This is a genomic window from Kineococcus auxinigenes (assembly GCF_050871525.1).
Classification (GTDB): domain Bacteria; phylum Actinomycetota; class Actinomycetes; order Actinomycetales; family Kineococcaceae; genus Kineococcus.
This window is the reverse complement of sequence record NZ_JBKBCT010000054.1, coordinates 1-19,657: the sequence shown is the minus strand read 5'-3', so window position 1 is coordinate 19,657 and position 19,657 is coordinate 1. Positions and strand designations below refer to the sequence as shown.

General features: G+C 76.3%; 16 protein-coding genes and 1 pseudogene. 6 read left to right on the top strand and 11 right to left on the bottom strand.

Features of this window, described 5'->3' with window-relative positions:
* Positions 1-102: 102 nt before the first annotated feature.
* Positions 103-2,838 (bottom strand): SpoIIE family protein phosphatase, encoded by a 2,736-nt coding sequence (locus tag ACRYR9_RS14495; protein ID WP_432492440.1) that lies wholly within the window; start codon positions 2,836-2,838, stop codon positions 103-105.
* A 133-nt stretch (positions 2,839-2,971) separates the two neighbouring features.
* On the opposite strand from ACRYR9_RS14495, the gene ACRYR9_RS14490 reads away from it, so the two are divergent.
* The 3 genes from ACRYR9_RS14490 to ACRYR9_RS14480 are packed head-to-tail and all read left to right on the top strand — an operon-like array spanning position 2,972 to position 4,726.
* Positions 2,972-3,418 carry an anthrone oxygenase family protein gene (locus ACRYR9_RS14490; protein ID WP_432492438.1) on the top strand — a complete coding sequence of 149 codons (447 nt, stop codon included), beginning with the start codon at positions 2,972-2,974 and terminating at the stop codon, positions 3,416-3,418.
* A 43-nt stretch (positions 3,419-3,461) separates the two neighbouring features.
* The gene (locus ACRYR9_RS14485; RefSeq protein ID WP_432492436.1) at positions 3,462-3,941 is read left to right on the top strand and encodes a heme-degrading domain-containing protein; all 480 of its coding nucleotides are present in this window, start codon (positions 3,462-3,464) and stop codon (positions 3,939-3,941) included.
* Between the two features lie 11 nt (positions 3,942-3,952).
* Complete coding sequence (locus ACRYR9_RS14480; protein WP_432492434.1) at positions 3,953-4,726, top strand: putative protein N(5)-glutamine methyltransferase; 774 nt, start codon at positions 3,953-3,955, stop codon at positions 4,724-4,726.
* 13 nt (positions 4,727-4,739) lie between these two features.
* Here ACRYR9_RS14480 and ACRYR9_RS14475 read toward each other — a convergent pair whose 3' ends face one another.
* From ACRYR9_RS14475 to dnaB, 3 genes are read right to left on the bottom strand one after another with little or no spacing between them, the layout of a single operon-like run.
* Entirely contained in the window at positions 4,740-5,081 is a 342-nt protein-coding gene (locus tag ACRYR9_RS14475) for a cupin domain-containing protein (RefSeq protein ID WP_432492432.1), read from the bottom strand.
* Positions 5,082-5,115: 34 nt separating this feature from the next.
* The gene (locus ACRYR9_RS14470) at positions 5,116-5,250 is read right to left on the bottom strand and encodes a hypothetical protein (protein WP_432492430.1); all 135 of its coding nucleotides are present in this window, start codon (positions 5,248-5,250) and stop codon (positions 5,116-5,118) included.
* Positions 5,251-5,276: 26 nt separating this feature from the next.
* A complete protein-coding gene (dnaB, locus tag ACRYR9_RS14465; protein WP_432492492.1) occupies positions 5,277-8,477 on the bottom strand; it encodes a replicative DNA helicase in 3,201 nt (1,066 codons plus the stop codon).
* A 426-nt stretch (positions 8,478-8,903) separates the two neighbouring features.
* Between dnaB and ACRYR9_RS14460 the strand changes: the two genes are divergently transcribed.
* Positions 8,904-10,256: an MATE family efflux transporter gene (locus ACRYR9_RS14460; RefSeq protein WP_432509378.1), complete on the top strand. Its 1,353-nt coding sequence runs from the start codon at positions 8,904-8,906 to the stop codon at positions 10,254-10,256.
* Between the two features lie 18 nt (positions 10,257-10,274).
* Here the strand turns inward: ACRYR9_RS14460 and ACRYR9_RS14455 are convergent, their stop codons facing one another.
* The 7 genes from ACRYR9_RS14455 to ACRYR9_RS14425 form a co-directional block, all read right to left on the bottom strand.
* Positions 10,275-11,780: a GGDEF domain-containing protein gene (locus tag ACRYR9_RS14455; RefSeq protein ID WP_432492426.1), complete on the bottom strand. Its 1,506-nt coding sequence runs from the start codon at positions 11,778-11,780 to the stop codon at positions 10,275-10,277.
* Positions 11,781-11,931: 151 nt separating this feature from the next.
* The gene (rplI, locus tag ACRYR9_RS14450; protein ID WP_432492424.1) at positions 11,932-12,384 is read right to left on the bottom strand and encodes a 50S ribosomal protein L9; all 453 of its coding nucleotides are present in this window, start codon (positions 12,382-12,384) and stop codon (positions 11,932-11,934) included.
* Between the two features lie 14 nt (positions 12,385-12,398).
* Positions 12,399-12,635 (bottom strand): 30S ribosomal protein S18, encoded by a 237-nt coding sequence (gene rpsR, locus ACRYR9_RS14445; protein WP_166612805.1) that lies wholly within the window; start codon positions 12,633-12,635, stop codon positions 12,399-12,401.
* Between the two features lie 144 nt (positions 12,636-12,779).
* Positions 12,780-13,373, bottom strand: a complete 594-nt coding sequence (locus tag ACRYR9_RS14440; protein WP_432492422.1) for a single-stranded DNA-binding protein — start codon at positions 13,371-13,373, stop codon at positions 12,780-12,782.
* Positions 13,373-13,669 carry a 30S ribosomal protein S6 gene (gene rpsF / locus ACRYR9_RS14435; RefSeq protein ID WP_432492420.1) on the bottom strand — a complete coding sequence of 99 codons (297 nt, stop codon included), beginning with the start codon at positions 13,667-13,669 and terminating at the stop codon, positions 13,373-13,375. Before rpsF ends, ACRYR9_RS14440 begins: the two co-directional genes overlap by 1 nt.
* Positions 13,670-13,882: 213 nt before the next feature.
* Positions 13,883-15,328 carry a glycosyltransferase 87 family protein gene (locus ACRYR9_RS14430; RefSeq protein WP_432509636.1) on the bottom strand — a complete coding sequence of 482 codons (1,446 nt, stop codon included), beginning with the start codon at positions 15,326-15,328 and terminating at the stop codon, positions 13,883-13,885.
* Positions 15,329-15,415: 87 nt separating this feature from the next.
* The gene (locus tag ACRYR9_RS14425; protein ID WP_432492416.1) at positions 15,416-17,656 is read right to left on the bottom strand and encodes a transglycosylase domain-containing protein; all 2,241 of its coding nucleotides are present in this window, start codon (positions 17,654-17,656) and stop codon (positions 15,416-15,418) included.
* 246 nt (positions 17,657-17,902) lie between these two features.
* Here ACRYR9_RS14425 and ACRYR9_RS14420 point away from each other — a divergent pair, with 246 nt between their 5' ends.
* Together ACRYR9_RS14420 and ACRYR9_RS14415 are read left to right on the top strand one after the other, a co-directional pair.
* Positions 17,903-19,237: an MFS transporter gene (locus ACRYR9_RS14420; RefSeq protein ID WP_432492414.1), complete on the top strand. Its 1,335-nt coding sequence runs from the start codon at positions 17,903-17,905 to the stop codon at positions 19,235-19,237.
* 56 nt (positions 19,238-19,293) lie between these two features.
* A pseudogene (locus ACRYR9_RS14415) lies at positions 19,294-19,657 on the top strand (hypothetical protein); the annotation flags it as partial.

Here is a 19,657-nt window from a genome sequence, read left to right as displayed (position 1 = left end):
CCGATCTCGCCCAGGCCACCCAGGGCGACCACCCTCAGCCCGTCCTTCGCGAGAGCAGGTACGGAACCCAGGGTCGACCGAGAGCGGCTCACGACGTCGACCCTAACAAGGGGCGGGACCCGGCGTGGCCGGCCCGTCGGCGCGGGGCCGGGCGACGGGCGCGTCGGGCTCCGGCGGCACGTGCGGGGGCACCCGGTGCGGCCCCGCCTCGGCGGGGCGGGGCCGGTCCTGGCGGTGCAGGCGCACGGCGACCACCGCGACGTCGTCCTCGGGGTCCGGCGGCAGCATCTCCTGCAGCAGGCGGTCCACCAGGGTGTCCAGGTCGGTGTCCTCCGCGGCCAGGTCCTCCAGCACCTCCTGCAGGCGCTCCAGGCCCTCCTGCAGGGGCTGGTCGCGCCGCTCCACCAGCCCGTCGGTGTACAGCACCACGGTGGAACCGCGGTCCAGGACGACCTCGGAGTCCTTGCGCTCCGTGTCCGGCAGCACGCCCAGCAGCAGGTCGGCGTGCACGCCGGCCAGGGCCAGCACGGCGCCGTCGGGGTTGACCACCATGGCCGGGGGGTGCCCGGCGTTGGACCAGCGCATCCGCGTCACCCCGCGCTCGCGCTCGTCCAGGCTCTGCTCCAGGCGGGCGACGATGGCCGTGGCCGTGGTGGTGATCTGCAGGTTCGCCATCGCCCGGTCGGCCCGGGCGAGCACCTGCGCGGGCGAGGCGTCCTCCAGCGCGCCGAGGGTGCGCACGACCGTGCGCACCTGGCTCATCGCCGCGGCGGCCTGCGTGTCGTGGCCGATGACGTCGCCGATGACCAGCACCGTGGCGCCCGCGGGCTGCATGAACGCGTCGTACCAGTCGCCGCCCACCTGCGCCGCCTCGGCGGCCGGTGCGTAGCGCACCACGACCTGGCCGTGGTCGGGCTCGGGCGGCTCGCTCAGCAGGGAGCGCTGCAGGCCCTCGGCCAGGTCGCGCTGCTGGCGGTACAGGCGGGTGGAGTCCAGGGCCAGGCCCGCGCGGGCGGCGACCTCGCCGGCGGTGGTGAGCTCCTCCACGCTGGTGGGGGCACGGTCGGGGCCGGCGAAGACCGTCATCAGCCCCACGGTGCGCCCGCGCCCGCGCAGCGGGAAGACGGCCGCCGACGCCGGCGCCAGCTCCGCCAGGACCGGCCGGACCCGCCCCCCGGGCCGCAGCACGGCCGTGATGGCGCGGGTGGCGTCCGGGATCGGCACCGGGCGGCTCTGGCGCAGCGCGCGCCACACGAACGCCGACTCGGTCAGCTCCTCCAGGCGGTGCGCGGCGTACTCCTGCACCAGCGGCCGCAGCCGCTCGTCGCGGTGCCACCACCCGACGTCGCGCAGGCCGCGGCGCAGGTGCTCCTCGCGGGTGGCGCGGGCGCTGGCCGGGGTGCTGACCGCCGCGTCGTCCTCGACCAGCGTGATCACGCACCAGTCCCCCAGCGCCGGCACGACCAGCTTCGCCAGGCGCGCCACGGCCTGCTCGCCGTCCAGGGTGGCGGTCAGCTCGGCGGTCACCGCGGCCAGGAGCTCGGCGCGGGCTGCGGCGGCCTCGGCGGCCTGCTGGGCGCGCTTGCGGGCCGTGATGTCCAGGAAGTACAGCGCCAGCCCCTCGCCCTCGGGGACCGCGCGCACCTCCACCCAGACGTCCAGCGGCTCCGGGTAGTGCGCCTCGAAGACCTCCGGCCGGCCGCTGTGCACGGCGCGGCGGTAGTGCTCCTCGAAGACCGTGCCGACGGCCCGCGGGAAGACCTCCCACAGCGAGCGGCCCAGCAGCTGCTCGCGCCGCTGCCCGGTGATGCGCTCGGCCTCGGCGTTGGCGTAGACGGTCCGCCAGGCGGCGTCCACGACCACGTAGCCCACCGCCATCGCCTCCAGCGCCGCCGCCACCCGCTGGGTGACCTGGCGCTGCGCGCTGACGTCGTGCACGGCCCCCACCAGCCGCGCCGGCTCGCCGTCCGCACCGCCCAGGACGCGCCCGCGACCCTCCAGCCACCGGGTGCTCCCGCCGGGCAGCAGCACCCGGTAGGCGGAGGCGTACACCCCGCTGCGCAGGGCCGCGTCCACGTCCGCCCGCGCCTGCGCCTGGTCGTCGGGGTGGACGCGGCCCACGGCCCGGTCCAGGTCCTCGACCGGGTCCTGCGGGCGCACCCCGAACAGGGCGTGCATCTGCTCGTCCCACACCAGGCGCCCACCGGCCGGTTCCAGCTCGAAGGTGCCGATGCCGGCGGCCTGCACCGCGACCTCCAGCAGCGTCCTGCTGCGCCGGTACTCGCCGCTGATGGCGGCCAGCTCCAGGTGGGCGGACGCCTCCTCGGCCACCTGCTCCAGCAGCAGCACGTCCTGCTCGCTCCACGCGCGCGGGGACGGCTGGAAGACGCACACCGCGCCGACCACCCGACCGTCCCCGGCGCTCAGGGGCGCCCCCAGGTAGGAACCCACCACGCCGCTGGTCACCGACGGCAGGTGCGCCACCCGCTCATCGGCGCGGGTGTCGGCGATGGCCAGCGGCGCGCCCGCGGCGGCGGTCTGCGTGCACAGCCACTGCGCCAGCGGCTCGGGACCGTCCTCGCCGGCGGGCGGCTGCGGACCGGCGGCACCGGCCAGGTGCTGCACGTCGCTGAGCAGCGAGACGCGCCCGGAGGGGACGTCCAGCAACCGCGCCGCCAGCGCCGCCACGCGCTGCAGACCGGGCGGGGTGCCGCCGCGCTGCAGCCGGCGCGCCTGCGCCACCCGGGGCTCGTCCGCCGACAGGGCGCGGCTCGCCGCCCACGGCGCCGCAGCGGCCCCCGTCGCGGGCAGCGGCCGGCGGGAGGAGTCCTGGGGCACGTGCTCTCTCCTGACGCCGGGGGGTCCTCTGGCGTCGCGCCAGCTGTACGGGTGATCCCAGTGTCCCCGATCAGCACCGCCCCCGGCGCCGGAGCCCTGACGGCGCCCGCCCACCTCGGGCAGGATCACCCCCGTGACCTCCCCGGCGGCCCGCGCCCACGACGCCCTCACCGCCCTGCTCGCGCTGGCGATCGTCCCCGACCCCGCCGGGCGTCACCGCCGCACCGCGGACTTCGCCGACTACGTCCCCCACCAGCAGCGCGCCGACGCCGTGATGCGGCGCCTGGCCCCGGCGCTGTCGATGGCGTCGGCGGGTTCCGGGCTCCTCGCCGCCGCCACCCAGGCGCGCCGCGAACCCGCCGCCGCGGCGTGGCGGGCGGCCTCGGCGGCCGCCGTGGCCGCGGCGGTCGCCCTCACCGTGCGGGTGCACGTGCCGTTCAACCGGCAGCTGCGCACCTGGACGCCCGGGCGGGAGGTGCCCGGCTGGCGGGAGGGGCGCGCCCGCTGGGAGCGCGCCCACCAGGTGCGGCGCGCCCTCGTCGTCGCCGCCGGTGCCGCCGTCCTCGCCGCCCGCGGCTGACCCCGCACCCCGAACCGTCCGCACCCTCGAACCGGGAGACCCGATGACCCACGACCACGCCGCGCTGCTCGCGGAGCTGGAGCAGCACGAGGCAGACCTCGTCTTCGACGCCTTCGACAACCTCACCGCCTGGCGGCTGGGCACCCTGCTGGCCGAGCGCGCCCTCCGCGACGCGCTGCCGGTGGCGGTCTCGGTGCGCCGCAACGGCCAGCGCCTCTTCCACGTCGGCCTGCCCGGCTCCTCCGCCGACAACGACGCGTGGCTGGACCGCAAGATGGCCGTGGTCGACCTCTACGGCCGCTCCTCCTACCTGGTGGGCACCCGCTTCCGCGCCGCCGGCGGCTCCTTCGACACCGGCTCGCGCCTGGACACCGGCCGCTACGCCGCCCACGGCGGCGCGTTCCCGGTGAACGTGCGCGGCGTCGGCTGCGTGGGCGCCGTCGCGGTGTCCGGGTTGCCGGAGGCGGAGGACCACCGCGTCGTCGTGGAGGGGATCACCGCGTTCCTCGCCGAGGGCGCCTGAGCCCGCGGCCCGTGAGCACCCCGGCCGACCCCCTCGTGGCGCGCCTGCGCGGGGCGGGCTGCGTGTTCGCCGAGCGGGAGGCGGCGCTGCTGCGCGCGGCGGCGAGCGCGCCGGGCGACGTGGAGGCGCTCGCCGCCCGGCGCGCCGCCGGGGAACCGCTGGAGCACGTCCTGGGGTGGGCGCGGTTCTGCGGGCTGCGCCTGGCCGTGGCACCGGGCGTGTTCGTGCCCCGGCACCGCTCGGAGCTGCTCGTGGCGCTGGCGGCGCCGCTGCTGGCGCCCGGTGACGTCCTGGTGGACCTGTGCTGCGGCACCGGCGCGCTGGCCGCGGCCCTGCGGGTGCGGGTGCCCGGCCTGCTCGTGCACGCCGCCGACGTGGACCCCGCCGCGGTGCGCTGCGCCCGCGCGAACCTGCCCGGCGCGTGGGTGCACCGCGGGGACCTGTTCGCCGCGCTGCCCGCCGCGCTGCGCGGGACCGTCGACGTGGTGGTGGCGAACGTGCCCTACGTGCCCAGCGGGGAGGTGGCGCTGCTGCCGCCGGAGGCGCGCGAGCACGAGGCCAGGTTCGCGCTCGACGGCGGTGGCGACGGCCTGGGCGTGCTGCGGCGGGTGCTCGCCGGTGCGGCCACCTGGTTGCGGCCGGGCGGGTCGCTGCTCGCGGAGGTCGCCGGGGAGCAGGAGGCCGCGGCGGTGCGAGCCGCGGCCGGCGCCGGCCTGGACGCCCGCACGGTGGCGGACGAGGAGTTCGAGACGACCGCGCTGGTGGTGCGGCGGCCGACGCGCTGAGCCTCCGGCCGGTTCAGACGGTGGGGTCGCCGTCGGGCAGGCCGGTGACCGTGGTCAGCAGGAACACGGAGTCCTCCACGGCGGTGACGGAGTGGCGCTCGTGGACCAGCTCGACCAGTTCGCCGGCACCGACCTCGGACTCCCGGTCGCCTGCGGTGATGCGCACCCGGCCGACGAGGACGTGCACGCTGCCGGCCTGGGGAGGGTTGTGCTCCGAGAGGCCCTCGCCGGCGCGCAGGGCGATGAGGGTCTGGCGCAGGTGCCCGTCGTGCACGAGCAGGTGCGCGCTGCGGCCGTGCGCGGAGCTGCGCGCGGTGCTCAGGTGCTCGTCGGTGACGCTTCGCAGGTCGACCACGGTGTCCTCCCGGGGGGTGCGTGCTGACTGGTGATCAGTCTCGCGGTGGAGGTGGTGCGCCGCACGCGGGGCACGCGGCGTCCGCGGGGACCTCCCGCACGGCACCGCAGTCCGGGCACAGCAGGTGCAGCCAGCAGACCGCCTCGCCGCCGTCCACCTCGCCGTCCACGCCGGTCCTCTCGTCGTACCGCCGCGTCAGGTCGCCATGTCGACGAAGCGGGAGTAGTGGCCCTGGAACGCCACGGTGATGGTGTCCGTGGGGCCGTTGCGGTGCTTGGCGACGATGAAGTCGGCCTCACCCGCGCGCGGGGACTCCTTCTCGTACATGTCCTCGCGGTGCAGGAGGATCACCATGTCGGCGTCCTGTTCGATGGAGTTGTGCACGGCGATGCCGTTGGCGACGAAGTTGTGCCCACCGACGACGGTCGCGTCGAAGACCTGCTCCTCACCGTCCGGCTCGATGGCGACGACCTCGTCCCACAGGACGTCGTTGACGGCCACCACGTCGAGGTCCACCTCGTCGAGCAGGGCGGTCATCGCACCCAGTGGCTGACCGGCCGGCACAGCGCACCTGGCCTCGCCCGGCACGAGCAGCGAGCGCACGTCGTCCCAGACGCGGTGGGGGTCGCGACGGGGAGCCGGCACACCAGCCGCTCCACGGACGATCGCCAGGAGGCGCTCGGGTGCGCCGTCCTCAGTGCCGTCCACGCCGATCTCCTGCAGGAAGCGGCGCTGCTCATCCCGACCGGCGACCTGCACGCACCAGTGGTCCGCACCGCGCGGTTCCGGCCGCACGGAGACCGCGATGCCGAAGCGCAGGAGCAGGCGGGCGACGTCGTCCGCCAGGCGGCGGCTCGACAGCACCACCCGGACGCGCCCGCGGTCTCCGTCGGGCGACACGGTGACGTCGCCGCACCGCGACCACAGCGCACGCAGCAACAGCGCGATCTGCCGCTTGGGCAGGTGGAAGACCTCGGCCGGCAGCGCAGCGCCCTGGAGGCGGTGCCCGGCACCGGCAGAACCCTCGTCGAGCAGGTGCGCCAGCAGCAGGACCCGGTCGTCCTCCCAACTGGCGACGCGCTCCGGCCCCGGCACGTGGCGTGGCACCGCGAGACGATCGCCCGCACCCAGCTCACCCAGCGGCTTCCACCCGTCGTAGGTGAGGAAGGGGTGGTTCGCGGTCGCCCGCACCTCCTTGCCGGAGGCCAGCCGCAACCGGGAGACCGGCTTCACCCCGGTGGGGAACACGTGGGTGAGGTGGCGGCGCACGTAGCGCAGGGAGTCGTCCAGCGCCCACACCGGGACGTCACGGGCCTGGAGGGCGAACAGCTCCTCCAGCGTCGTCTCCGCTCCGGTGTCCGCGCGCAGGACGCGGGTGTCCGCGGTGAGGCAACCGGACTCGCGCAGGTCGCTCATCTGCGGCTTCTTGTCGGTGCGCTGCTCCGGCCCGCGGTTCAGCTGCGACAGCGCGATGACGGGGACCTCGAGCTCCTTGGCGAGCAGCTTCAGCGCTCGGGAGAACTCCGAGACCTCCTGCTGGCGGCTCTCGACCCGCTTGCCCGACGTCATCAGCTGCAGGTAGTCGACGATGACGAGCTTGAGGTCGGCGCGCTGCTTCAGCCGCCGGCACTTCGAGCGGATCTCCATCAGCGACATGTTCGGGGAGTCGTCGATGTACAGGGGGGCCTCGGAGATGGAGCCCATGGTGCGGGCCAGCTTCGTCCAGTCCTCCTCGCGCATCGTGCCCTTGCGCATGTTCTGCAGGGGGATGCGCGCCTCGGCGGACAGCAGTCGCATGGAGATCTCGTTGCGGCCCATCTCCAGGGAGAAGATCACCGACGCCAGGCCGTGCTTGATGGACGCGGCGCGGGCGATGTCCAGCCCGAGGGTGGAGTTGTGGGTCGGCACCATCGACGGGCCCGCGAGGTACAGGTGGTCGGGGTCGTCGACCTCCACGCAGCGCACCGGCACCGACGCGACCGGTGCGACGTCGACGACCCAGCGCACGGGGACGGCCACCGGGCGACCGGCGAGCGCCTCCTTCAGCTCGAGGCGCTGCTCCTCGAGGCGGAAGACGCCCCCGGTGGGGGTGAAGGTGAACGTGTGCAGGCCGGCGTCACGGCGCTGGGAGACCCGGTGGCCCAGGGAGTGCAGGAGCTCCAGGACGCCCGCCGCGACGTCGGGGTCGGCGGTGCTCCACTCCACGCGGCCCGCCGGGGTCACCGTGCCGGCGGCGTCCAGCAGACCCGCCAGGAGGGCGCGGCGCTGGGCGAGGGAGGCGCGCAGGTACGCGGGCGGGACGACGGCGGCCGGGCCCGGCCTCGCACCCGTGGCACCCTCCGCCTCCAGCTGCACGACGAGTTCCGGGCCGGGCGCGCCCGGGCCGCTGGTGGCTCCGGTCCAGCCGGACAGGCGGGCGCCCAGCAGGTACGGCGGCTCGGGCAGGTCCGCCTCGGGCAGGTCCAGGGGTGCGCAGGTCTCGACGCGGTGCGCGAGGCCGCGGCGCAGGTCGCGGGCCAGTTCGGCGGTGGTGCGCACCCCCGCGGGCTGCTCGACGGTGCTCGTGGCCCACTGGTGCTGCGCGTCCGCCACGACCGTGCTGCCGTCGGAGAAGCGCACCTCGTAGCAGGGCCGGTCCACCATCACGCCGGTCGCCGCGACGACGCGGGTGGGGCGGCCGTCGGCACCGAGCAGCTCGTCGCCGACCTGCACCTCGCCCATGGTCGTCCACCCGGTGGGGGTGGGCAGGGGCGTGTCGAGCGCGAGGGCCTTGCCGACCGCGGGGCGGGCCGCGATGACGATCATCTGGCCCGGGTGCAGGCCGTTGGTCAGGCCGTCCAGGTCGGCGAAGCCGGTGGGCACGCCGACCATGCCCTCGCCGCGGTGGGAGCTGGCCTCGATCTCGTCGATGGCGCCCTCGATGACGTCGCCGAGGACGGCGTAGTCCTCCTTCACCCGCTTCTCGGTGACGGCGTACACCTCGGCCTGAGCGGAGTTGACGATGGCGTCGACGTCCATGCCGTCGGCGCCGTAGCCCATCTGCACGATGCGGGTGCCGGCCTCCACGAGGCGGCGCAGCACGGCGCGCTCGCGCACGATGCGCGCGTAGAAGCCGGCGTTGGCGGCAGTGGGGACGGTGGAGATGAGGTCGTGCAGGTACGGGGTGCCGCCGACGCGGGCCAGCTCGCCGCGGTTGGTCAGCTCCGCGGAGACCGTGACGGGGTCGGCGGGCTCGCCGCGGGAGTAGAGGTCGAGGATGGACTCGTAGATCAGCTCGTGGGCGGGCCGGTAGAAGTCGACGCCCTTGAGGACCTCCACGACGTCGGCGATGGCGTCCTTGGAGAGCATCATCCCGCCGAGCACGCCCTGCTCGGCGGCGATGTCCTGGGGGGGCATCCGCTCGTAGGGCTCGCTGCCCACCTCGGGACCGCGGTCGTCGCTCCCCTTGCGCCGGGGCCCACCGGACCCGCCGCGCTGCGCCGGAGCGTCGTCGAACGTCGTCACCCTGCTGCGCCCCTCTTCCCGAACGGTCGTGCACCGGCGCTGCCACCGCTGTCGACCGAGGTCTACCGGGAGGGTCCGACACCTCGGTCCAGGCACCTTGGCGCACGCGGGGAGCAACGGTCAAACCCGCCTGTGCACAGGGCGGTTGACAACCTGTGGACGAACTGGGGGTCGCGGTGCACAGGGCGTGGACAACCCTGGGGACAACTCCCCGATCCGTCCCCCCACCGGCAGGTGCACCGCACTTGACCTGCGACGATGCCGTCCGCGAGGTGTGGAGGAGAAATTCCTGCGGACGACGGGAGATCGACGGTGGGGTTGCGGTCCGGTAACGGTTCCCCGGCGGGCCTCAAGGCCCGGGCCCGGGACGCCGAGATCGCCCGGTTGGCCGTGCCCGCGCTGGGCGCCCTCGTGGCCGAGCCGCTGTTCCTGCTGGCCGACTCCGCGATCGTCGGCCGCCTGGGCACCCTGCCGCTGGCCGGCCTCGGCGTGGCCGGCGCGGTGCTCGCCACCGCCGTCAGCCTGTTCGTCTTCCTCGCCTACGGCACCACCGCCGGGGTGGCCCGCCGCCTCGGCGCGGGCGACGTGCGCGGCGCCCTGGCCGCCGGTGTGGACGGGGTGTGGCTGGCCCTGGGGCTGGGCGTCGTCACGGCCGTGGTCGTCCACGCCGCCGCCGGGCCGGTGGTGGACGCGCTGGGGGTGTCCGCCGCGGCCCGCCCGCACGCCGTGACGTACCTGCGCGTGAGCCTGTGGGGGCTGCCGGCGATGCTCGTGGTGCTCGCCGCCACCGGCCTGCTGCGGGGCCTGCAGGACACCCGCACCCCCCTGGTGGTCGCCGCCGCCGGAGCCGGGCTCAACGTCGCCCTCAACCTGCTGCTCGTGCACGGTGCCGGGTGGGGCATCGCCGGCGCCGCGGCCGGGACCGCCGCCACCCAGGTGCTCATGGCGCTGGCGCTGGCGGCCGTCGTGGCGCGCGGGGTCCGGCGCACCGGGGCGCCGGTGCACCCCCACCCCCTGGGCGTGCTGCGCAGCGCCCGCGCCGGCGTCCCGCTGCTGGTGCGCACCCTCACCCTGCGCGTGGCGCTGCTGCTGACGACGTACGTGGCCGCCGCCCAGGGCGACTCCGGCCTGGCCGCGCACCAGGTCGCGATGACGGTGTGGACGACCACGGCGCTGGCGCTGGACGCCCTCGCGATCGCCGCGCAGGCCCTCGTCGGCCGCGACCTGGGCGCCGGGGACGTCGCCGGGGTGCGGGCCACGGTGCGACGCACCTCGCAGTGGGGCGTGGCCGTCGGGGTGGTGCTGGGCGCGCTGGTGGCCGCGACCTCCTGGCCGGTGGCCGGGCTGTTCGCCCCGCAGGCGCAGGTGCGCGGGGACCTGGCGGCGGCCCTGGTGGTGCTGGGGGTCTGCCTGCCGGTCGCCGGCTGGGTCTTCGTCCTGGACGGCGTGCTCATCGGCGCCGGCGACGGGCGCTACCTGGCGCGCGCCGGGGTGCTCACGCTCGCCGCCTACGCGCCGCTGGCGGTGCTGGTGCTGCTGCTCGCGCCGCCCGGTCGCGCCGGGCTGGTGTGGCTGTGGGCGTCCTTCGCGGGGGCGTACTCGCTGGCCCGGCTGCTGACGCTGGTGCACCGCGAGCGCTCCGGCGCGTGGGTGGTCACCGGCGCCGGGTGAGGGACCGCGGGGCGGCGCTCAGGCGACCGGCTGGGCGGGGGGCTCCGCCGCGGCGCGCGGGGACGGCTGCTGCTGGGACGGCCGCGGCGGCACGGGCTGCTGCGCGGCCGGCACCGCCCCGGCGGTCACGACCCGGTCCCGACCGGCGTGCTTGGCCTCGTACAGGGCCTCGTCGGTGCGGGCGACGAGGGCGGCGAGGGTCTCGGTGCGGTCCCACTGCGCCACGCCCGCGGAGAACGTCTGCCCCAGCGGGGTGCGCGCGCGCAGGGCGTCCACCACGGCGGCGGCACCCGCCAGGTCGCGGTCGGGCAGCACGACCAGGAACTCCTCACCGCCCCAGCGGGCCAGGACGGCTCCGGTGCCGTCCAGGCCCGCGGTCCAGGCGAGCGCGGCCTGAGACAGCAGCCGGTCCCCGGCGGGGTGGCCGAAGGTGTCGTTGAAGCTCTTGAAGCGGTCCAGGTCGAGCACCGCCACCGCCAGCGGCCGCCCCTCGGCCACCGCCTCCTGCTGCAGCCGGTGCAGCTCGGCGTCGCCGCTGCGGCGGTTGGGCAGGCCGGTGAGGGCGTCGGTGCGGGCGAGCGCGGCCAGCTGCGCGGACTGCTCCTGCACGCGGGCCAGCAGCCCGGACATGCGCACCACGACGAGCACGAACAGCACCACCGAGCTGAGGGCGACCGCCCAGGGCTCCAGGGACAGCCCCAGGCACAGCTGCAGCACCATCGTGCCGGGCGAGAGCAGGCTGGCGAACATCAGCGCCAGGAGGCGGCCGCGGCCGAAGGCCACGCCGGCGCTGGGTTCCAGCTCGGTCAGCCGCCGCATGGAGGGGTGCAGCGCGGCGGCGGCGATGCAGGCGTAGGAGGCGAGCCAGCCGGCGTCGAGGACCGGCGAGTAGACGCCGTCCAGGCTCTGCACCTGGTAGACGCTGTCGGCGACGAGCATGAGCACCACGCCGGCACCCAGGAGGCGGAAGGAGGCGCTGCGGGCGCCGCTGGAGGTGAACAGGCGCACCAGCAGCGCCAGCAGGAGCACGTCGCCCACCGGGTACAGGGCCGCCAGCACCCGCGTCGGCACGGTGGCGCTGCCGTCGGCGAGCGTGGGCTGCATGAGGAAGATCCAGCTCAGCAGCGCGAAGCCGATCGAGATGATCGCGGTGTCGATGACGCCCTCGCGGTCGCGCCCGCCGGTGCGCGAGCGCACGAAGGACCACAGGGCGGCCGTCAGCAGGGGGTAGGCCGCCAGGTAGGAGACGTCGGCCACGGAGGGGAACGGGGAGATCCCCAGCACCAGTTCCAGGTACGAGTAGAGCGCGTCGCCGAGCGTCCACGCGCCCACGCCCGCGGCGATGAGCCACCACGCGGCGGCGCCCCGGGGGCGGTTCCGGTGGACGCCGAGGACGACGAGGCCCGCGCAGGCGAAGCCGATGAGCGTGTTCAGGACCGCGCGCGGCAGCCCCTCGGGCAGGAGGAGGCACAGCACGATGACGAGCGGCGCCAGGACGCAGTGGATCCGCACGGGGAGCTTCACGGTGTCGAGCGCAGGCACACCGGTGCTGTCGGCCCCCGGCGGAGGTCCCTGGAGGCCGGCCCACCCGTTCAGCGCAGCAGGGGCCCGGGAACGCCGGAGGCCGGCCGCGCGCTGCGCGACCGGCCTCCGGTTCCGGGCTGCGGAGCTGGTGTCAGCCCTGGGCCGCGACGACGTCGATGGTGACGGTCGCCGAGACGTCGGGGTGCAGGCGCACGAGCGCCTTGTGCACGCCGACGGTGCGGATCGGCTGGGTCAGCTCGATCTTGCGCTTGTCGACCGCGGGACCACCGGCGGCGGTCACGGCCTGCGCGACGTCGGCCGGCGTGACGGCGCCGAACAGGCGGCCGCCCTGGCCGGCACGGGCGACGTAGGCCACCGTGCGCGACTCGAGCGACTGCTTGACGGACTTCGCCTCGTCCAGGGTGGCGATCTCGCGGGTCTTGCGAGCCTTGCGGATCGACTCGACCTGCTTCTCGCCGCCCTTGGTCCACGGCGTGGCCAGGTTGCGCGGCAGGAGGTAGTTGCGGCCGTAGCCGTCCTTGACCTCCACGACGTCGCCGGGCGTGCCGAGGCCGGAGACCTCGTGGGTGAGGATGAGCTTCATCTCGTCCCTCCTCCTCAGCGGGCGGAGCTGCTGTAGGGCAGCAGCGCCATCTCGCGAGCGTTCTTGATCGCCTTGGCGATCTGACGCTGCTCCTGAACGGACACGCCCGTCACCCGACGCGCGCGGATCTTGCCGCGGTCGGAGATGAACTTGCGCAGCAGAGCGGTGTCCTTGTAGTCGACGCTCTCGATCTTGGCTGCCTTGAGCGGGTTCTGCTTCTTCTTGGGCTTGCGCACGGGCACCTTGGCCATCGTGGTGCTCCCCTCTCGTGAGAGCCCGGGGGTTCAGGCCCGGGATGACGTCGTTCGTGGTGCTCGGCGGGCCGCGACGACGGTCGCGGCGCACCGAGGGTCAGGCCCCGCAGGGCCTGGAGGAGTGCTGCGGGGGACTGCCCGTCAGAACGGCGGGTCGTCGTTGGACGCGCCGCCCCAGCCGCCGCCGGACCCCTGCGAGGGGCCGGTGGCCCAGGGGTCGTCCTGCTGCTGCTGGCCGCCGCCGGAGCTCGCGCCCCAGCCGCCGCCCCCGCCACCGCCGGGGTTGCCCCCGCCGCCGAAGCCGCCGCCGGAGTTGCCGCCGCCGGAGTTGCCGCCGCCGCCGAAGCCCCCGCCACCGCCGCCTCCACCGCGGGAGGCCCGGGTGACCTTCGCGGTGGCGTAGCGCAGCGAGGGGCCGATCTCGTCGACCTGCATCTCGATGACGGTGCGCTTCTCGCCCTCCTTCGTGTCGAAGGTGCGCGACTGCAGGCGGCCGGTGACGACCACCCGGGTGCCGCGCGTGAGGGACTCGGCGACGTTCTCGGCCGCCTCGCGCCAGATGGCGCAGCGCATGAACAGCGTCTCGCCGTCCTTCCACTCGTTCGACTGGCGGTCGAACGTGCGGGGGGTGGAGGCGACCGTGAAGTTGGCCACCGCCGCCCCGGACGGGGTGAAGCGCAGCTCGGGGTCGTTGGTCAGGTTCCCGACCAGCGTGATGACGGTCTCCCCCGCCATCAGGCGGCCTCGGCGCGGAGCAGCTTCGTCCGCAGCACCGCCTCGTTGAGGTTCAGCTGCCGGTCGAGCTCCTGCACCACGGCGGGCGTGGCGTTCAGCTCGACGACGGCGTAGATGCCCTCGGACTTCTTCTTGATGTCGTAGGCCATGCGGCGGCGACCCCAGATGTCGACCTTGCCGACCTCGCCACCACCCTGGCGGACCACGTTGAGGAAGCGGTCGAGCGACGGGCCGACCGTGCGCTCCTCCAGCTCCGCGTCGAGGATCACCATGAGCTCGTACTGACGCGCGCTCATTCCCCACCTCCTTCGGTCTCAGGCGGCCACGGTCTCTCCGTGGCAGGAGGGTCTCGGTGCGTCGTCCACGCCCGACCAGCGGGCGCAGAACCCCAGCAGTCTACCGGCCCCTCGGCGGTCCACCGTTCCGCACCGGGCGCCCGGCGACGCCGCCGTCCACAGCGGACTGCTCCCGGCCGGCCCGCGGCGCTCCTGGGGACACCGCGGCAGCGCTCACGCCACCCGCACCACCAGCGCGTCCGGTGCCCGGTCGAGATCGCCGCCGGCGGGGTCGTCCAGGCCCTCCGCGCGCACCGGGTCCCGCCACGGCGAGCGCACCTGGCGCACCACGACGAGGACCAGGTGGGCCAGGGCGGCCAGGCGCAGCAGCAGCAGGACCGCGTACAGCTCCGGGGGCAGCGCCCGCGCCGGGGTGCTCTGCCCGGCGATGAACAGCCACACCCCGGCGAAGTACGCCGCCTCGGCCGCCCACCACAGCAGGTGCTCGCGCCAGCGGGGCAGCGCCAGCGCCGCCAGCGGCGCCAGCCACAGCGACGCCTGCACCGGGAACGCGGGGCCCAGCAGGCAGCACCCGGCCACCAGCAGGAACGCCACCTGCGGCAGGCGCGGGCGGCGCGGCGCCCACAGCACCAGCAGCCCCACCAGCAGCAGCCACGCGAACCAGGTGCACAGCGCGATCGCCGTCACGGCCGAGGGGGGCAGGCCCGTGGCGTCGGGAGAGCCCGCGGCCCGCTCCACCAGCTGCGGCAGCAGCCACGGCGAGCCGTACCCGGCGGAGCGCCCGGCGACGTCGCGCAGGTACGCGCTCCAGCCCTGCGCGTCCGCCAGCGCGAAGGGGGCGTTCACCGCCACCCACGCCGCCGCCGCGGCGGCCAGGGTCGTGCCGGCCGCGCGCCAGCGGCCCGCGCGCAGGGCCAGCAGCGCCAGCGCGACCAGCAGCAGCACCGGGTAGGTGCGCGCCGCGACGGCCAGCCCCAGCAGCAGCCCCGCGGCCAGGGGGCGCCGGCGCGCCCACAGCGCCAGGCCCGCGCTGGCCAGCGCGACCCCGGCCAGGTCCAGGGAGACCAGGCCCGACAGGACCAGCAGGGGGCTGAGGGCCACCAGGAGCGCGTCCCAGCTGCGGCGGCGGCCCGCCGCCAGCGCCACCGCGACCACGGTGACCAGCGCGGCCACCAGCAGGACCACGGCGCCGGCGTCGAAGTAGGCGCGCTGGGCGTCGGCGCCGGTGCCGCGCGGGGCCACCAGGCCGATCAGCCAGGCCAGGGCGGCCGTGACCGGCGGCTGCCCCAGCGAGACCCCGTCGCCGTACGGGCCCAGGCCCTGCGACAGCCCCGAGGACGTGTACACGACCGGCAGGTCGGAGTAGCAGGCGTGCACGAACTGGTCGGGGGTGCTCCAGCCCCGCGCGCGGCAGTGGTGCTTGCTCGCGGCGCCCAGGGCCACCAGCACCGTGGTCAGCGCCACCAGCACCGGCAGCGGCCGCGCCCACCGGGGGGCCTGCGGGGCCAGGCGCCGGCCGGCCGGCCCGCCGATCACCTCGCTGGCCGCGCGCGCCACCGGGTCGGCCGCGGTGGGCGGCAGGGGCGCGACGGGCTCGGCGGTGCGGGGCTCGGGGCTGCCGGTGCCGGTGGGCGGGGGTGCGGGGGTGCCGGTGCTCACGGCAGCAGCTTGACCCATCCGGCGGTGCCGCCGCGGTCACCCGCCGGCTCGGCGGCCGCGCGGGGCCACCCCGTGACCACCCCGCGGCTACTGCGCGGCGGCCGCGCTCGGTGCGGCGGTGGCGTCCGCCTCCTCCCGGGCTGCAGCGCCGTCGGTCTCCTCCTCGGCGTCGCCGTCCCCGCCGCCGGAGGTGGCGGTGGCGGTGGGGCGCGAGGTGGTGGGCCGGGAGGTGGCGGTGGCGCTCGGGCTGGAGGTGGCGGTGGCCGTGGCGGTGCCCGTGGGCGAGGCGGTCTCCGTGGGGGAGGCGGTCTCCGTGCTGGTGGGCGACTGCGTGGCCGTGGGGGTGGAGCTGCGGGTGGCCGTCGACGAGGAGCCGGAGGAGCCGCGCGAGGACGAGGATGACGAGCCGCGCGAGGAGCCCACGTAGGCGGGGTCGGGGAAGTCCTGCTCCTCGGTGCCCTCCAGCGCGTCCTCCATGAAGTCGGTCCAGATCCGCACCGGGTAGGAGCCGCCGGTGACCTCGCCGCCGCCCAGGTCCAGCGACTGCGCCTCGCCGTTCGGGCCGGACTGGTAGAGCGCCACGGAGGCGGCGAGCTGCGGGGTGTAGCCGGCGAACCAGGCCGACTTGTTGCTCGAGGAGGTGCCGGTCTTGCCGGCCGCGGGGCGGCCCAGGTTGCGCGCGTAGCGGCCGCTGCCCTGCTGCACGACCTGCTGCATGGCGTAGGTGGCGTCGGCGGCGACGTCCTCGGAGAAGACGCGCTCCTGCGCCGGGGAGGCGGTGTACGAGCGGGTGCCGTCGGAGTCGGTGACGCTGACGATGGTGTGCCACTGGGTGCGCACGCCCTGCGCCGCGAAGGTCGCGTACGCCTGGGTGACGTCGATGGGGTGCGGGGACGCGGTGCCCAGCACGTTGGAGATGGTGGTGTCCTCGTCGGCCAGGCCGGCGGTGGCCGCCGGGTAGCCGGCGCGGATCGCGACGTCGCGGGTGGCCTCGGGGCCGACCTCCTCGTTGAGCTGCGCGTACACGGTGTTCACCGAGTTCGCGGTGGCGGTGAGCAGGTTGATGCGCCCGTAGGAGGAGCCGCCGAAGTTGGAGACCTTCCAGCCGTCCACCGTCATCGGGCTGGTGCCGCTGTACGTGCTGCGCAGCGAGGTGCCCTCCTCCAGGGCCGCCACCAGGGTGAACGGCTTGAAGGTGGAGCCGGCCTGCGCGGTGTCCTGGGTGACGGCGTTGCGCTGGCGCTCCAGGTAGTCCGCCCCGGCGTACATGGCGACCACCCCGCCGGTGGCGGGGTCGATCGCGGACAGCGCGACGTGGAAGCCCTCGGGCAGCTCCTCGGGCAGCCGGTCCTGCACGGCCTCGACGGCCGCGGCCTGCGCCCGCGCGTCGAAGGTGGTGACGATGCTCAGGCCGCCGCGCTCGACCTCCTCCTCGGTCAGGCCGACGGTGCTGCTGGTCAGCTCCCGCTTGACGGTGTCCAGCAGGTAGCCCTCGGGACCGGCGAGCTGGTCCGGCTCGGTGTCCTCGACGGTCTCCGGCAGCCCCGCCTGCGCCCGCTCCTCGGCGCTCAGCCAGCCCTCCTCGACCATGCCGTCCAGGACGTAGTCCACGCGCTGCGCGGCGGCCTCGGCGTCGTTGTGCGGGTCGTAGTTGCTCGGCGCCTTCAGCACGGCGGCCAGCAGGGCGCCCTGGGAGGCGTTCAGCTGCTCCACGTCCACGCCGAAGTACGCCTGCGCGGCGGCCTGGATGCCGTAGGCGCTGCGGCCGAAGTAGACGGTGTTGAGGTAGTCCTCGAGCGTCTCCGCCTTGGTCTGCTGCTGGTCGATCTTCAGCGCGATGAAGAACTCCTTGAGCTTGCGCGTGTACGTCTGCTCGGAGGACAGGTAGTAGTTCTTCACGTACTGCTGGGTGATCGTCGAGCCGCCCTGCTGGGTGCCGTCGCTGACGTTGCTCCACAGCGCGCGGACGATGCCGCTGGGCGAGACGCCGCGGTTCTCGTAGAAGGAGCGGTCCTCCGCGGCCAGGACGGCGTGCTGCACGACCTCCGGCACCTGCTCGATGCCGACGTCCTGCCGGTTGACCTCGGCGAAGGTGCCGATGGGCGTGGTGCCGTCGGAGTAGTACACGGTGCTGGTCTGCGCGTCGGCCAGCTCGTTGGGGTCGGGCACGTCCACCAGCGCGTACGCGGTGGCGAAGCCGGCCACGCCGAGGACGGCACCGGCGACGAGCAGCCCGCCCAGCCACGCCAGCACGCGCCGGCCCCGGCGCCGCGGGCGGCGCTGCGGGCGGCGGGACGAGGGGGCGGGGGCGGGACGACGTGCGGCCACTGCGGTCTGGTCCTCCGGGCGTCGGGGGTGCGGGGCGAGCCGGGCTCGCACCGCGGCGCGGGGGCGCTGCCGGTGCATCGGCAGGCGCCGGCCGGATCTTCAGCGGGGCCGGGTCGTGCCCGGGCCCCCACCCACCGGCCGTCCCAGTATGCGCGCCGCCCGGGGCGCCGCCCGCCAGGCCGGGGACCCCCGCCGGGTGTGCACCAGACCTCCACGGCCGGACGGCGGTGCCCGTAGCGTGGCCGCGTGCCGCAGCCGGGAGTGCTCGCAGAACTGGGGCAGCTGGCCCGCACCCGGCGCTACCGCCACCTGCTGGGGGTGCGGCTGGCCGGGCAGGCCGCCGACGGCGCCTTCCAGGCGGGGCTGGCGTCCTTGTTCTTCTTCTCCCCCGAGCGGCAGGCCACCCCCGCGCAGGTGGCGCTCGCCTCCGCGGTGCTGCTGCTGCCGTTCACCGTGGTGGGGCCGTGGGCCGGGGTGCTGCTGGACCGCCGGCCGCGGCGCTCGGTGCTGGGGCTGGGCAACCTGCTGCGCGCGGCGCTGGCGGTGTGCGCGGCGCTGGCCCTGGCCCGCGGCGCCGGTGACGTCGCGGTGGGCGCCCTGGCGCTGGCGGTGCTGTCGGTGAACCGGGGGCTGCTGGCGGGGCTGTCGGCCGCGCTGCCGCGGGTGGTGGCCCCCGACCGGCTGGTGCTGGCCAACGCGGTCACCCCCAGCGCGGGCACGGTCGCCGCCGGCGCGGGGGCGGCGCTCACGGTGGCGCTGACCGCGGCGGCCGGCACGGGCGGCGGCGCGGACGTGGTGGCGCTGCTGGCCGCCGCCGGCGGGTACCTGCTGGCCGGTGCGCTGGCCCTGCGCTTCCCGCGCGGCCTGCTCGGCCCGGGGCCCGCGAGCGCCCCCGCCGGCCCCTCCCCCGCCACCTCGCCGGCGGCGCAGCGCACGGTCGGCGGGGTGCTGCGCGCCAGCGTGCGCGACGTGCGCGACGGCGTGGCGCACCTGGGTGAGCGGCGGGCCGCGGCGGCGGCGCTGGGCGTGGTGGCCTGGCACCGCTGGGCGTTCGGCCTGACGACGGTGGCGGTGGTCGTGCTGTGCCGCACCACCCTGACCGGCGGGGACCCGGCCGCGGGGCTGGCGGCGCTGGGGGTGCTGCTGAGCGCGGTGGCCGCCGGTTCGGGGCTGGCGGCCGTCCTGGCTCCGTGGGGTGCGCGCGGTGGGCGGGTGCGCACCTGGATCGCGCTGTGCCTGCTGGTGGCCGGCGCCGGGCAGGTGGTGGTGGGGCTGAGCACGTCGCCGGCGGTCCTGGCCGTGGCCGCCGGCGCGCTCGGCCTGGGCGGGCAGGGCGCGAAGATCGGCGTGGACACCGTCGTGCAGCGCAGCGTCGACGACGCCTACCGCGGCCGGGTGTTCACCGCCTACGACCTCGTCTTCAACGTCAGCTACTGCCTGGCCTGCGCGGCGGCGGTGCTGCTGGTGCCGGCGGACGGGCGGCTGGGTGGCGTGGCCGTCGCGCTGGGCGCGGGCTACGCGGCGCTGGCGCTGGCCGGCTCGAGGGACCGGGCCGCCGCGGGGGTCGCGGCGGCCCGCTGAACCGGCCGGTTCAGGGCGCCGCTGCGGACGTCCCCGCCCCCGGCGGGGGGTCGGGGGTGAAGCCGCCGGGGCTGACGGGTGCCGGCGGGACGGGGGCCGGTGCGGAACTGGTCGTCGTGGTCGTCGACGTCGCGCTCGAGGACGTCGGGCTCGCCGGGGGCGGCGTGACCGGGGGCGGCGTGACCGGGGGCACCGTGACCGGGGGCACCGTGACCGGGGGCGTCGTGGTCGTGGGCGGCGTCGTGGGCACGGGGGGCACCGTGACCGGGGGCGGCGCGGGCGTCGACGGGGTCGGCGGTGCGGGGGGCTGCACCGGCGGCACGGCCGGTTCCTGGGGCGCCGGGGGCGGTGCGGACCCGCCGGGGGGCGGCCGCGCCACCGACCCCGCCGCGGGACCGCACGACGGCGAGCTAGCCGGGG

Excerpts from the sequence above, each read along its gene's own strand:
- rplI (WP_432492424.1), bottom strand. The coding sequence starts at position 12,384 with ATGAAGCTCATCCTCACCCACGAGGTCTCCGGCCTCGGCACGCCCGGC.
- rpsF (WP_432492420.1), bottom strand. The coding sequence starts at position 13,669 with ATGAGCGCGCGTCAGTACGAGCTCATGGTGATCCTCGACGCGGAGCTG.
- ACRYR9_RS14440 (WP_432492422.1), bottom strand. The coding sequence starts at position 13,373 with ATGGCGGGGGAGACCGTCATCACGCTGGTCGGGAACCTGACCAACGAC.
- dnaB (WP_432492492.1), bottom strand. The coding sequence starts at position 8,477 with ATGCCCCCCCAGGACATCGCCGCCGAGCAGGGCGTGCTCGGCGGGATG.
- ACRYR9_RS14485 (WP_432492436.1), top strand. The coding sequence starts at position 3,462 with ATGACCCACGACCACGCCGCGCTGCTCGCGGAGCTGGAGCAGCACGAG.
- rpsR (WP_166612805.1), bottom strand. The coding sequence starts at position 12,635 with ATGGCCAAGGTGCCCGTGCGCAAGCCCAAGAAGAAGCAGAACCCGCTC.